Source organism: Janthinobacterium sp. ROICE36 (assembly GCF_002869965.1).
Classification (GTDB): domain Bacteria; phylum Pseudomonadota; class Gammaproteobacteria; order Burkholderiales; family Burkholderiaceae_D; genus Janthinobacterium.
In genome coordinates this window covers 98,162-110,765 of sequence record NZ_PEBS01000006.1, presented here as the reverse complement: position 1 = coordinate 110,765, position 12,604 = coordinate 98,162, and the positions used below count along the sequence as shown (strand labels likewise).

Sequence of the window (12,604 nt, the reverse complement as noted above, 5' to 3'; positions counted from 1 at the left end):
CTATGCTGCGCGGTCCCTGGAGCGATGCTCTTTATCTTCCCAAGCTTCACCATTTCCTCGGCCCCTTTGACGGGTATGACCGCAAAGAAACCCTGGGCGAGGAACTGGGCAACTGGGAGATGAACGGCAAGCATCCAGCCGTCCCATTTCAATGACATCGTCGCCCAGCAAAAAGCCAGCGCGCCATTGGCTCTCCTTGTTCGGCGGGGGAGACCTCGCTCTACGTTACGGTCGAGGTCGGCTCCGGCTGACTGCGATCAATGTTTCGCGCACAGTACCGACCTACTGGCCGGCAGCACCCAGCACTAGCCACCGGCGGCAATCATCGTCGCTCTCGACCAATTGGAAGTGCTGGCGTTCTGCGAGAGGGGTGAGTGCCATCGGCGATATTGCTTGAAATTGAGCTCATTTGAGCCGACCGACTTCGGTAACGTGGAGATAGACCTGCGTCTTGCCGAGCGTTTCGCGTTCCAGCTCCGTCATCGCCCGAAACCGCCGGTTCGAAATGTCGTTGATCGTTCCCGGCTCCAGCCGCTGGAAGGTGCCTTTCAGGTCGACCAGTACCCCTATGTCGATCCGGCCTTGGCTACCGACGCCACTGCTGACGTCCTGGTCTATCATCACGAGCAACTCGTCGCTTCCGGAGGCGACCGTGAAGGTCTTTGGTCCCACGATCCGTACCACCTTCACGCCGACGAATGCCGCATCTCGGCCGGCTAGGGAGGCTTTGTCGGCAGTGGCTGCGTAGATGCCGGGATCGGTGACGGCAGCGCTCGACGCAGCCGAACCCATTGCCTGCGCTGAGGCGGGTGCCGGATTCAATGCCTGTATCGGTGCATTGGCGACCGAACTCGCCGGCGCTGCGGCCGTCTCGGGAGTCGGTGCCCCGACGACGCGGTCGCGATAATCGCGGCCGAGCCAGAACCAGAGCAGGGCGATGATCAGCAGCAGTCCGATCAGCCAAAGCCACCACGGTACCGCGCTCTTTCGCTCCACTTGGACCTCTGCCATGGTCTTCTCCTTCGTGATTGACCGTTGCAGCGGCGCTGCTTGATGGTCTCTCACAGTGTTTATACTCGTCGATGCAGCACATGTATGTGCATTGCCCCACATATGCCGCCGCAATCCCGGATAGGGAAGCGTCAGACGACGCCATCGTGTTCGGCACCGATCAGGGGCTGGAGAGGCGATTCAACGAGGAGGTGGCCGACCATGCGGTGGCGACATTGGCGCACATGTCGGCAAAGGTCTGGACGGTGGGAGAGCGTGTGCCAGGCGCTGGCTGACCCAGGCCCTCGAAAAACTCCCCACCTGCCCGAACAGCGAGATCGACTCACTGCTGCCATTTGCGAAGTCTAGTACGCCTCAAGACTGATTGAAAGGTGCCGGGGCTGGATGCTTGCAGGAACGATCCTGTCCAGCGCGCGGCGCTGATGCGGCGCGACATCACGTCGCAGTACAAGGAACTGAGCTACCGCCACCGCCATGCGCTGCTGGCCGTGCTGGCGCAGGCGCTGCAAGCAGACTAGCGTTCCGATAGTCGCCATACCAATCCTCCTATGAAAACCCGCTCACGGCAGTGTGCAAGCGGCGTTGCAAAAACACCCATCCGCAAAAAAAATCTGTTGCACCAGTGCATGCCCGCTGGCATCGCGCTACTATGAAGCGTCAGCACGCCCCCGACGTACCGGCTCGCCGCCGGTTTTCCCTGCCGCAATGTGAAGGAGATTCTCATGCCCAAGTTCGCCGCTGCCATTTGCCTGTCAGTCCTGTTTTCCGCCGCGACGCTGCCCGGTGTCGCCAGCGCTGCCGAAGGCGGCGCCACGCGCGCCGATGCCGAAGCCATGGTCAAGAAAGGCGTGGCCTACATCAAGAGCGCCGGCGACGCCAAGGCGTATGGCGAGATCACGGCCAAGTCGCCGCAATTCATCCTGCACGACCTGTACCTGGTGGTCTACAAGCTCGACGGAACGGTCGCCGCGCATGGCGCCAACCCGAAAATGGTGGGCAAGAACTTGATCGAGCTGAAAGATATCGATGGCAAGGCTTTCGTCAAGGAGCGCGTTGAACTGGCCAAGAGCAAGGGCACGTTCTGGCAGGAATACAAATTCACGAATCCGGAAAGCAAGAAGATCGAACCAAAGGTGATGTATTGCGAAAAGCTGGCCGATACCGTCGTCTGCGGCGGCATTTACCTGTAGCCAGCCGCCGCGCCGCCGGCGCCGGAATGGTTTTCCGCTCTCTTGACGATATGGGTTCCGATGAAAATCGCACAGAAGATGTTGATCGTCCCGGTGCTCGCGCTGGCTTGCCTGCTGGCCATGGGGGCCTTGTCTTACTTCGCCATGCAGCAGAACGAGCAGCGCATGCGCGAACTGAAAGACGTCACCCTGACGGCCGAGCGGCTTGCCAACCAGCAAGCCATTGCCCTGGGCCAGGTACATGCCGATGTGTATGCGAAGATCGCCATCGCCGCCAGCCTGTCGGACGAGCAGTTCAAGCTATTCGGCGCGCAAACGGATGGCCAGCTGAACGCCATCGTGCAAGGCTTGACGGAACTCAAGCAATTCTCGGGTGCCGCCACGGAAGCGGCCCAGGCCCTGCCAGGCGTCGAGCGCTACCGCGCCAGCGTGGCGCAGGCGCTGGACCTGGCGTCGATGGACCCGAATACGGGCGTGGCGGCAATGCAAAATGCCGCCACGCACTACCAGCAAGTGCGTGGGCAGTTGCGTCAGGTGCTGCTCAATCTCGATCATCGCACCGTTGATGCGCTGCAGGAAACAAAAAATGCGGGCCAGCGCGCCGGCTGGCTGTCGCTGGGCACCATGGCCGTGGGCTTTGCCTTGCTGGCCCTGATCGCCACCTGGGTGGCGCGCTCCGTGGTGGGCCCCATCGACGAAGCATGCCGCGCCGCCGAAAGCCTGGCTGCGGGCGACCTGACCACGCACCTCGATGTCCGGGGTAATGACGAGGTGGGCAAGCTGTTGCGGGCCCTGGCCACCGTGCTGAAAAACTGGAACACTTTATTGGGCGAGATACGCCAGGCGGGCTCCACCATCACGGTGGAAGCGCGTGAAATCGCGTTGGGCAATACAGACTTGTCGGCCCGCACCGAATCGCAAGCCCATTCCTTGCAGGAAACGGCATCGGCCATGCATGCCCTGACCGGTACCGTGCGCGAAAATGCCAGCCATGCGCACCAGGCCAACCAGATGGTGCTGTCGACCTCGAACGTGGCGCTGGAAGGCGGCCGCGTGGTGGGCCAGGTGGTTGAGACGATGGGCTCGATCAAGGCCAGTTCCGGGCGCATCGTCGATATCATCGCCGTCATCGACGGCATCGCTTTCCAGACCAATATCCTGGCCCTGAACGCGGCGGTGGAAGCGGCGCGCGCGGGCGAACAGGGGCGCGGCTTTGCCGTCGTCGCCACCGAAGTGCGGGGCCTGGCGCAGCGCTCGGCCACGGCGGCGCGCGAAATCAAGCAGCTGATCGAGGATTCCGTCGCCAGGATAGAGACGGGCAGCGAACTGGCCGACAGCGCCGGGCGCACCATGGGTGACATCGTCGCCTCCGTCCAGCAAGTGACGGAAATCATGAACGACATTACGGCGGCCAGCCAGCGCCAGAGCAAGGGCATCGAGGAAGTCAACAATGCCATCACGGAAATGGATGAATTGACCCAGCGCAATGCCGCCCTGGTCGAACAGTCGGCCGCCGCCGCGCAAAGCATGCAAGACCAGGCGCATGACTTGCTGCGCGTCGTCGATGCCTTCCGCCTGGGCGATGTCGGTCCGCCGCTGCTGGCGCGTTAGCGCGGTGCCTGCATGGCCTTTGCTGCGCAGTCGAGCATGCGCTTGCCCGCCGCCACCAACGCCGGATCGTCCTCATCCTGCAGCAGCGTCCCCACGGCGCTCTGGTCCATGACGCTGCCCTGCATGGCGGCCAGGCGTTCCACGCGCTCTTGGGTGGCGCCATCGCCGATGGTGCGCGCGCTGAAAAAGCTGTACAGGCCGGCGATTTCACGCTGGTGCAGCCATTCCATCAATTGCACCAGGCGCACCTGCTCCACATAGCTCAGTTCGCTCACCTTGCGTTCCGCCAGCGCGTAATACACTTCCAGGCGCGCCATCCAGTTGCCCTGTGCAGCAGCCGCAAGCAATTGCTCCCATACGGCACCGGCGTGCAGCTCGGGCGGTGGCTGCAACTGATAGGCCAGCACGGCTTGCTGCTGTGGCAACGCGTCATAGGCCGTGGGCGCCTTGCAGACGAACTGGCGCGCATCGGGGCCGCCTTGCCGCAAGCCGTCGGCGATATGCCGCTGGAGTTTTTCGCCGATGGACAGCAGGCGCCTGGCGTGTTCCTGCATGGACCACTGCGGCGGCAGCTTGCCCAGCCAGGCCAGCGCATCGTCGTTGGCCCTGGCCGCCAGTACATAAGCGGCCGCCTTGGCCTGTTGATTTTTCTCTCTGGCCAGTGTTTCCGCATCTTGTTTGAGATCGTATTGGCTGGTGCTGTGCTTGAGTTTCAGGCATGACTGGAAGGCGGCAGGCGTTTCTTGCCAGCAGCGGGCCGGTACGGCGAACGTCCGACGCATGCTGAGCGTTTCCAGGATATACGTCTCTACGCCCGCGTCTCCTTTGAGATAGGCGCGGCCGTCGGCCTTGGTCACGCCTTTTGTCAGTTGCTTGCCGCCCGCCGTGCTCCAGGTGTACGGGTCATCGTCCAGCGGCACGCCGGGCACGGCGTACAGCGTCAGGTAGTGGCCGGCGGCGGCAGGCGCATCGGCGGCCTGGGCCAGCGGCGACAGCAGCGATAAGGTCAGTAAAGTACTTCCAGTTATCAGTTTCAGCATGCAGCAATCATCAATGAAGTTCGGTATGGCAGGCGCAGTCATGTCCGCTGGCGGCCTCGGACAGGTTTTGCAGGATGGCGCAGTCTTGCGACGGCTGCGGCTGGTCGCACTGGTGGCGCAAGGTCACCAGTTGTTGCTGCAATGTTTGCAAATTCGCCATTTGCTCGGCGATGCGCAAGATATGGTGGTCGAGCAACTCATTGACGCTCTGGCAGCCTTCGGCCGGGTTGTTCTTAAACTCCAGCAAGGCGCGGATATCGGTCAGACCGATCTGCAGGGAGCGGCAATGGCGGATGAATTGCAGCCGTTCCTGGTGTTCTTCGCGGTATTCGCGGTAGCCGGCGCTGTTGCGCCCCGGTTCTTGCAGCAAGCCCGCCTTTTCATAGTAACGCACCGTTTCCACGTCACAATCTGTCCGTTTGGCCAGTTCTCCGATACGCATGGCATCCCCTTTTCATTCTTTCGTGCAAATTCTGCTTGACCCTGTAGCGGCTACAGGGTTTCTAATGGAAGCATACACCAATCCTGAAGGATGATGCGATGCCGCACGACAGCCATAACCACGCGCACGACCATGCACAAGACGCCAAGCCCAGTCACGGCGGCTGCTGTTCACACAGCCACGCCGCCCCTGCCGGCGTTACCGCGCCAGCCCTGCCCAGCGCCCCCATCGCCGGCGCCGACACGGCCCGCTACCGTATCGCCAACATGGATTGCCCCACGGAAGAGCGTTTGATCCGCAACAAGCTGGCCAATATGGCCGGCGTGGTGGGCCTTGATTTCAAGCTGATGAACCGCGTGCTGGACGTGCACCACACCCTGCCCTCGCTGGCCACGGTGGAAGCGGCCCTGCACGACATCGGCATGCAGGCGATTCCCATGGAAGCGGACGCTGCCGTCGCGCGCGACCCGAACGAAGGCAGCCTCAGCAGCCTGCAAAAAGGCTTGCTGGTGGTGTCCGGCCTGGCTGCGGCGGGCGCCGAAGCGCTGGCGTGGACCACGCATGAAGACAGTTCGCCCCTCGTCATCGCCCTGGCCCTGCTGTCGATCGCCACGGGCGGCTGGCCAACCCTGAAAAAGGGCTGGATCGCCCTGAAAACCTTCACCCTGAACATCAATTTCCTGATGAGCTTGGCAGTATTTGGCGCCATCGCCATCGGGCAATGGCCGGAAGCGGCCATGGTCATCTTCCTGTTCGCCATTGCCGAACTGATCGAAGGCTTGTCCCTGAACCGCGCGCGCAATGCCGTGCACAGCCTGATGCAGCTGGCGCCCGACACGGCGACAGTGGCCGACGCCAGCGGTGCCTGGCAGCCAGTCGCCGTCGGCAGCGTGGCCATCGGCGCCCTGATGCGCGTCAAGCCGGGCGAGCGCATCGCCCTCGACGGCGTGGTGCAAAGCGGTGCATCGTCGGTCAACCAGGCGCCGATCACGGGTGAAAGCATGCCAGTAGACAAGGCCGTGGGCGACGTCGTGTATGCGGGCACCATCAATGAACGGGGCTTGCTCGACGTCACGGTCACGGCCAATAGCGGCAACAGCACCCTGGCAAAAATCGTCAAGGTGATCGAGGAAACGCAGGGCAAACAGGCGCCCACGCAGCGCTTTGTCGACAATTTCGCCCGCTACTACACGCCGGCCGTCGTCGTCTTCGCCATCCTGGTGGCCGTCCTGCCGCCCCTGCTGATGGGCGCACCTTTCATGGCCTGGGTCTATAAAGCGCTGGTGATGCTGGTCATTGCCTGCCCGTGCGCGCTGGTCATTTCCACGCCGGTGACGGTGGTCAGCGGCCTGACGGCGGCGGCGCGGCGCGGCATTCTGGTCAAAGGCGGGCAATTCCTGGAAACGGGCTATCGCATCAAGGCCATCGCCGTCGACAAGACTGGCACCCTGACCATGGGCAAACCGGCCGTCACGGACGTGGTCGCATTGGAAGGCAGCAGCCGCGACGCCATCCTGCAGTTGGCCGCCAGCCTGGACGCCAATTCCGCCCATCCGCTGGCCGCCGCCATCGTCAAGGCGGGCCCGCCCGCCAGCAGCCACTTGCCCGTCACCCAGTTTGCCGCCCTGCATGGGCGCGGCGTGCAAGGCGATATCGCCGGTCAGACCTATTATCTGGGTAATGCGCGCCTGATGACGGAATTGAATCTCTTGTCGCCGGAATTGCAAGCCATCCTGGCGCGGTTGGAACAGCAAGCCTACACGGCCATGGTGCTGGCGACCAAAGCCGGCGCACTGGGCGTGATCGCCGTGGCCGACGTGCTGCGCCCGACGGCGGCCGCTGCCATCGCCAAATTGACTGCGCTGGGCGTGACCACCGTGATGCTGACGGGAGACAACCTGCTGACCGCGCAGCGCATCGGCGCCGAGGTCGGCGTGAGCCTGGTCAAGGCGGAATTGCTGCCGGAAAACAAACTCGATGAAATCAAGGCCTTGCAACAACAATTCGGCGTGGTGGCCATGCTGGGCGACGGCGTCAACGACGCCCCGGCCCTGGCGCAGGCGGACATCGGCTTTGCCATGGGCGCCGCTGGCAGCGACACGGCCATCGAAACGGCCGACGTGGCCCTGATGGACGATGAACTGGGAAAACTGCCCGAATTCATCACCTTGAGCCAGCGCACGCGCAGTATTCTCGTGCAAAACATCAGCTTTGCCATCGGCATCAAGGCCGTCTTCTTCGGCCTGGCCCTGGCTGGCATGGCGACCCTGTGGATGGCCGTCTTCGCGGACGTGGGCGCCAGCCTGCTGGTGGTGGCCAACGGGCTGAGATTGCTGCGTCATGGGAAAAGTCACTAAATCCCTCGAGAATTAGTTCCATCTGGACAATTCATGTAAAAAACGCTACTTTGAGGGTTGTCGATAACAGCCATCAAAGTAGCCGATGAGACCCATTTCCCACCTCGCCCTGCTGTCCGCCCTGCTGCTGTCCAGCACCAGCTTGCACGCCGAACCCGCCGCCCTCGCCGGCAGCATCTGCACCTCGCCCGCACAGCCCATCCGCGAACAAGGCTACGTGCCCATCAATGGCATTCAGCAATGGATCACGGTCACGGGCGCCGCCTGCGGCAATCCCGTGATCCTCTTCCTCCATGGCGGCCCCGGCAACGCCTTGAGTCCGTATGCCGCTGCCATCTACGCGGGCTGGGAACGCCACTACACCCTGGTGCAGTGGGACCAGCGCGGCGCCGGCATGACGTATGCGAAACAGCGGCCTACGGACGACGTTCCCTTGACGGTGGCACAGATGCGCGACGACGGCATCGCCGTGGCCCGCTATATTGAACAGCATCTGGGTCAGCGGAAGGTCATTTTGATGGGCAGTTCCTGGGGATCGATTCTGGGCGTGCACATGGCCAAGGCGCGCCCCGACCTGTTTCACGCATATATCGGCACGGCGCAGGTGGTCAATGCGCGGGACAATGAGACCGGCATGTACCGGGAAGTGCTTGCGTTGGCGCAAGTGGCTGGCGATACCACCACCGTGGACAAGCTGGCGGCGCTCGGTGCGCCGCCATGGACGGACCCGCGCAACTTCGGCATCTTGCGCCGCTACGACCGAAAATATGAAGCCCTGGCAACGGATGCGCCGCCAAAACACTGGTGGCAGCCGGCGCCGTTCTACGCCACGCCGCAAGCCCTGGCCGATGCCGAGGCGGCCGATGATTACTCGTATATCCAGTTCATCGGCATGCGCGGCGACGGGATGTTCGCCAGGGTCGACCTGCCCGCGCTGGGCACGCGCTTTGAGCTGCCCGTCTTCTTCATCATGGGCGAAGCGGACCTGCTGACCTCGCCCGCCATCGCGCGCACGTATTTTGACAGCATCACGGCGCCGGCCAAGGATTTTACGCTGGTGAAACGGGCCGGACACGACCCCAACCAGGCCGTGCTCGACGCCCAATGGACGATCTTGCGCGACAAGGTGGCGCCATTGCTCGGCCACTGAGTAATTAAATTGCGCGGCGTGCCCGCAGATGCAGGTGGCGAATCGCCATGGCAGAGAGCATCAAAATGCCCGACGCCGTGGCCAGCACGACAATAAAAGCCTTGTCGAAGGCCGAGCGGGCCAGTTCCGACACTTGCAAGCCCAGTTCGGCTGGCAATTGCTCGGCGGCCAGCAGCGCCGCATCCAAGGTGTCATGCGCATTCGGCAACAGGCCCGCGCTTTCCGGAATCACCAGCGTGGCACTGTAGACGGCCGACATAATCGTGCCCAGCACCGTCACGCCGATCACGGCGCCCAGCTCATACGACACTTCCTCGATCGAGGCGGCCATGCCGGCTTGCTGGGGAGCCACGTTCAGCATCACCGCGCTGGACGCGGCCGTCATGACGGCGCCCAGGCCCAGGCCCAGGATCACCAGGCTGGCCACCTGCGCCGAGACGGCGGCGTCATGCAGCACCAGATACGATGCCATGCCGATGCCGGACAACAACAGCGAACCCCACAGTACCTTGGCCTTGTCGGCGCGCGGCAGCATGAAACCCGTCAGCGGGCCGGCAAACACGGACGCCAGCGGCAGCGGCAACAGCAGCAAGCCCGCTTCCAGCGGCGACAGTTCCCGCACCAGCTGCATGTGCTGGCTCAGCGCCAGTTCCATGCCGATCAGGGCGGCCGAGGCCACCATGGCGGCGGCCACGGCGCTGGAAAACGGCAGTTCGCGGAACAGGGCGAAGTCGATCAGCGGCTTGGCTTGCCGCTTCTGGCGGCGCACGAATTTGAGCATGAAGAAGGCGCCCACGGCGAACGAAGCGGCGGCCAGCGCATACGAGGGCTGCGACTTGCCCAGCTCCTTGATCGCATACACGCCACCCAGCAGACCCATCATGATTTGCAGGGAACCCTTCAAGTCCCACGGTTTGTCGCGGTTACCGGCCCGTTTCGGCAGGACGACGGCGGCCAGCACCAAAGTCAGCAGCACGATGGGTACGTTGATCAGGAAGACGGAACCCCACCAGTAGTGTTCCATCAGGAAACCACCGAGCACGGGGCCGAACGCGGCGCCGCCCGAGGCAATCGCCGCCCACACGCCGATGGCGAACGAGCGCTCGCGGTTGTCCGTAAAGGTCAGACGGATGATGGACAGGGTGGCCGGCATCATCAAGGCGGCGCCGATGGCCAGCAGCACGCGTGCAAAAATCAGCCATTCTGGCGCGGGCGAAAACGCGGCGCACAGCGAGGCGATGCCGAACACGGCCAGGCCGGCAAGGAAAACGGGTTTGTGGCTCAAACGGTCACCGAGGGTGCCGAGGCCGGGGAGCAAGCCGGAGACGACCAGCGCGTAGACGTTGATGATCCACAGTTTTTGCGAGGAAGTAGCCTGCAAGTCGCGCGTCAGCGCGGGCAAGGCGGTGTAGAGCACGGTCATGTCGACCACGATCAGGAACAGTGCGCTGGAGACGATGGCCAGCGTCAGCCATTTTTTCATTGGATGCATAAACAACTCATGGATTTTAGTGTAACTTTTAACAACTATCGGTGTGGATAAAGCGGGTGCTGCGCAAATATTTACGTTCCAGGCGGCCACGGGCCTGGGTTTGGCGGGGGCGGCGGGGGTCAGTCACGGTCGCCATCCTTGTCATCCACTGCAGCGCTCGCTGTGGCAGCGTCGAGTTCGCGCAGCATGACGACGGACACTTGCTTGAAGCCGCGGCCCTGGAAGAATTGTTGCGCCGTCAGGTTGTGCGCGCCGCATTCGAGGAACAGGCGGGCGATGTCGTGGTTGCGCAGCTCGTCGGCCACCCACTCCACCAACTGGCTGCCGATGCCGCTGCCGCGCACGGAGGGAAGCAAGACCAGGTCATCGAGCGCAGCGAACGATTTCGAGGCGCGCTGGCGCGTGTCGATGGAAACCAGTGCCATGCCGACGATGGCGTCACCCGCCGTGGCGACAGCCAGCAGGGTCGAATCGCCATGCGCCCAGTCATGCGACAGGGCGGCGCGGATTTCGCCGCGTATCACTTCAGGCAAGTCCGCGCGCCAGTTGCCGGGCGCATCGGCGCGTTCGCCCTGCAGCTCCGAATGGGAGATATAGTCGGCGCTGACGTTATCAAGATATAACTTGCACAGCGCATCTTCGGCGCTGGCGTCGTGACACCAGGCAAAGCTGATGGAGGGGGAATTGGCTTGGGCGTTTTTCATGGCGGATCTCGTGTTGTTGAATTAGTAAAGGCATTTTATGTCGCCCCTGAGTGGCATTCAAGTTAAAATCCATCTGCAAAACAGATAGGTGGATGCCATGCAATGGACTTTGGAACAAATGCGCTACTTCGAAGCGGCCGTCGCGGCCGGTTCTTTTTCGGGCGCGGCGCGCCGGCTGGGCCGCGCCCAATCGGTGGTCAGCACCTCGATCGGGCTGCTGGAAGCGGAATTCGGCGTGGAACTGTTCGACCGCTCGCGCCGCAGCGCCGTGCTGACGGAAGCGGGCAAGGTGATGCACCTGGAAGCGTGCGAACTGCTGCGCCAGGCCGAGCGCTTGCAGCTACGCGCCCAACTGCTGAGCGAGGCGCCCGAAGCACAGCTGACCCTGGCGCTGGACGAAGCCCTGCCCTATCTGGCCATCAGCACGCTGGTGAAGGAGCTGGCGGCACGCTACCCGGCGCTGGAACTGGTGATGCTCAACGCCACGGCCTCGGAGGTGGCGCAATACGTGGAGCAGCAGCAAGCCGACGTGGCGTTTCATTTTGACCGCGGCCCGATATCGCCCGTACTGGAACAGCAGCACATCGGCAGCGTGGCGCAAGGCGTGTTCGTGGCGAAAGGCCACGCTATGGCGCACGGCCAGGAAGTCAGCCGCAATGAGCTGACCCGCTACCGCCAGCTGATCATGGATTCCGAACTGAACCGCGAACACGCCTTCAGCCCCGCCGTCTGGTTTTCCGACAGTTTCTACAGCATCGCGGAAATGGTCGCGGACGAGCTGGGCTGGGCGATTTTGCCGCTGAATATCGCCAATTACGACAACTACAAGGGCTATTTGCAGGAAGTGCCCTGCCGTGCGCTGGCTTTGTCGCGTTTGCCGGTGCGGCGGCTGTCGATCCATGGCAAGAAACTGAGCGAGACGAGTTTGTGGCTGACGATCAGGCTGGCGGAGTTGTTGGCGGATGGGCCGAGGGGGTGAGTCAAGGAACCGGAGCTTAAGGGGCAAAGGTCGAGGTATGGCACAATTCTGAATGGGCTGAACAGTCAAGTTAAATCTTGATTGGGCACGCGTTACCAAGGCATGCGCATGCGTAAATAAACAGATATTAGTAAATATGGAAACCTTTACATGATGCACTCAACTGTCGTCAACAACTGGTTCGCCATGGCGAAAGACGATGCCGTGGAGATTGATCCCGACGACATCAACCACGAAGCCACGACCAATATGTGGCGCTTTTCGCCCACGGACGAGGAAACGCCGCAGATTCATGCGGCAGAGATCGTTGAATTCATCGGCCAGGTGATCGCGGCCCGCAGCAGCGCGCTCGTGGGCGAAGATATGCTGTTCTATTGCTGGCACGATGCGCAATGCCGCCAGTTGCGGTACAGCCTGGTGTCGCGCTCGCATGGGCGGCTGCCGTTTCGCTGCGCGCTGCGCGAAACGCAGGATCTGGCGCTGATCGTCGACCGTGTGGTGAACGGGGACTGGCGCAACGCGCATGATATGCAGGACGCGACGGAGCAAGGCGATGAACAGGAGCCGGCGCCTTTCGTCCTGCCCGTGTTTGTCGTGCCTGTTCCCTAGGAATCAGCACGCCAGAAAA

At 62.6% G+C, this 12,604-nt stretch carries 13 protein-coding genes; 8 read left to right on the top strand and 5 right to left on the bottom strand.

Translation table 11 applies throughout. The annotated features are described in order from the left end of the window. Window positions 1-2 precede the first annotated feature (2 nt). On the top strand, window positions 3-155 hold the full coding sequence (locus tag CSZ94_RS27905; RefSeq protein WP_180977360.1) for a hypothetical protein: 153 nt from the start codon (window positions 3-5) through the stop codon (window positions 153-155). A gap of 250 nt (window positions 156-405) precedes the next feature. On the opposite strand, the gene CSZ94_RS04345 is transcribed toward CSZ94_RS27905, so the two are convergent. Then, window positions 406-1,011: a hypothetical protein gene (locus tag CSZ94_RS04345; protein ID WP_102120387.1), complete on the bottom strand. Its 606-nt coding sequence runs from the start codon at window positions 1,009-1,011 to the stop codon at window positions 406-408. A gap of 371 nt (window positions 1,012-1,382) precedes the next feature. Here CSZ94_RS04345 and CSZ94_RS27900 point away from each other — a divergent pair, with 371 nt between their 5' ends. The 3 genes from CSZ94_RS27900 to CSZ94_RS04330 all read left to right on the top strand — a co-directional run bounded on the left by CSZ94_RS27900 (window position 1,383) and on the right by CSZ94_RS04330 (window position 3,812). After that, window positions 1,383-1,529, top strand: a complete 147-nt coding sequence (locus tag CSZ94_RS27900; RefSeq protein WP_180977359.1) for a hypothetical protein — start codon at window positions 1,383-1,385, stop codon at window positions 1,527-1,529. Between the two features lie 204 nt (window positions 1,530-1,733). Beyond that, window positions 1,734-2,201 carry a cache domain-containing protein gene (locus tag CSZ94_RS04335; protein WP_102120385.1) on the top strand — a complete coding sequence of 156 codons (468 nt, stop codon included), beginning with the start codon at window positions 1,734-1,736 and terminating at the stop codon, window positions 2,199-2,201. Between the two features lie 60 nt (window positions 2,202-2,261). Beyond that, on the top strand, window positions 2,262-3,812 hold the full coding sequence (locus CSZ94_RS04330) for a methyl-accepting chemotaxis protein (protein ID WP_258000762.1): 1,551 nt from the start codon (window positions 2,262-2,264) through the stop codon (window positions 3,810-3,812). On the opposite strand, the gene CSZ94_RS04325 is transcribed toward CSZ94_RS04330, so the two are convergent. Both CSZ94_RS04325 and cadR read right to left on the bottom strand, forming a co-directional pair. Continuing rightward, window positions 3,809-4,852, bottom strand: a complete 1,044-nt coding sequence (locus CSZ94_RS04325) for a hypothetical protein (protein WP_102120384.1) — start codon at window positions 4,850-4,852, stop codon at window positions 3,809-3,811. The two genes, CSZ94_RS04330 and CSZ94_RS04325, sit on opposite strands and share 4 nt — an antisense overlap. Before the next feature lie 10 nt (window positions 4,853-4,862). Further along, window positions 4,863-5,294, bottom strand: coding sequence for a Cd(II)/Pb(II)-responsive transcriptional regulator (gene cadR, locus CSZ94_RS04320; protein WP_034787498.1), 432 nt, complete (start codon window positions 5,292-5,294; stop codon window positions 4,863-4,865). A 98-nt stretch (window positions 5,295-5,392) separates the two neighbouring features. On the opposite strand from cadR, the gene CSZ94_RS04315 reads away from it, so the two are divergent. Both CSZ94_RS04315 and CSZ94_RS04310 read left to right on the top strand, forming a co-directional pair. Continuing rightward, the gene (locus tag CSZ94_RS04315) at window positions 5,393-7,651 is read left to right on the top strand and encodes a heavy metal translocating P-type ATPase (protein WP_102120383.1); all 2,259 of its coding nucleotides are present in this window, start codon (window positions 5,393-5,395) and stop codon (window positions 7,649-7,651) included. Between the two features lie 85 nt (window positions 7,652-7,736). Beyond that, window positions 7,737-8,801 (top strand): alpha/beta fold hydrolase, encoded by a 1,065-nt coding sequence (locus tag CSZ94_RS04310; protein WP_102120382.1) that lies wholly within the window; start codon window positions 7,737-7,739, stop codon window positions 8,799-8,801. A 4-nt stretch (window positions 8,802-8,805) separates the two neighbouring features. Here the strand turns inward: CSZ94_RS04310 and CSZ94_RS04305 are convergent, their stop codons facing one another. Beyond that, window positions 8,806-10,284, bottom strand: coding sequence for an MFS transporter (locus CSZ94_RS04305; protein WP_308410535.1), 1,479 nt, complete (start codon window positions 10,282-10,284; stop codon window positions 8,806-8,808). Window positions 10,285-10,412: 128 nt separating this feature from the next. After that, window positions 10,413-10,997: a GNAT family N-acetyltransferase gene (locus CSZ94_RS04300; protein WP_102120380.1), complete on the bottom strand. Its 585-nt coding sequence runs from the start codon at window positions 10,995-10,997 to the stop codon at window positions 10,413-10,415. Between the two features lie 97 nt (window positions 10,998-11,094). Here CSZ94_RS04300 and CSZ94_RS04295 point away from each other — a divergent pair, with 97 nt between their 5' ends. Together CSZ94_RS04295 and CSZ94_RS04290 are read left to right on the top strand one after the other, a co-directional pair. Further along, window positions 11,095-11,976, top strand: a complete 882-nt coding sequence (locus tag CSZ94_RS04295; protein WP_180977358.1) for a LysR family transcriptional regulator — start codon at window positions 11,095-11,097, stop codon at window positions 11,974-11,976. 150 nt (window positions 11,977-12,126) lie between these two features. Continuing rightward, a complete protein-coding gene (locus tag CSZ94_RS04290) occupies window positions 12,127-12,585 on the top strand; it encodes a hypothetical protein (RefSeq protein WP_258000761.1) in 459 nt (152 codons plus the stop codon). Window positions 12,586-12,604: the final 19 nt, after the last annotated feature.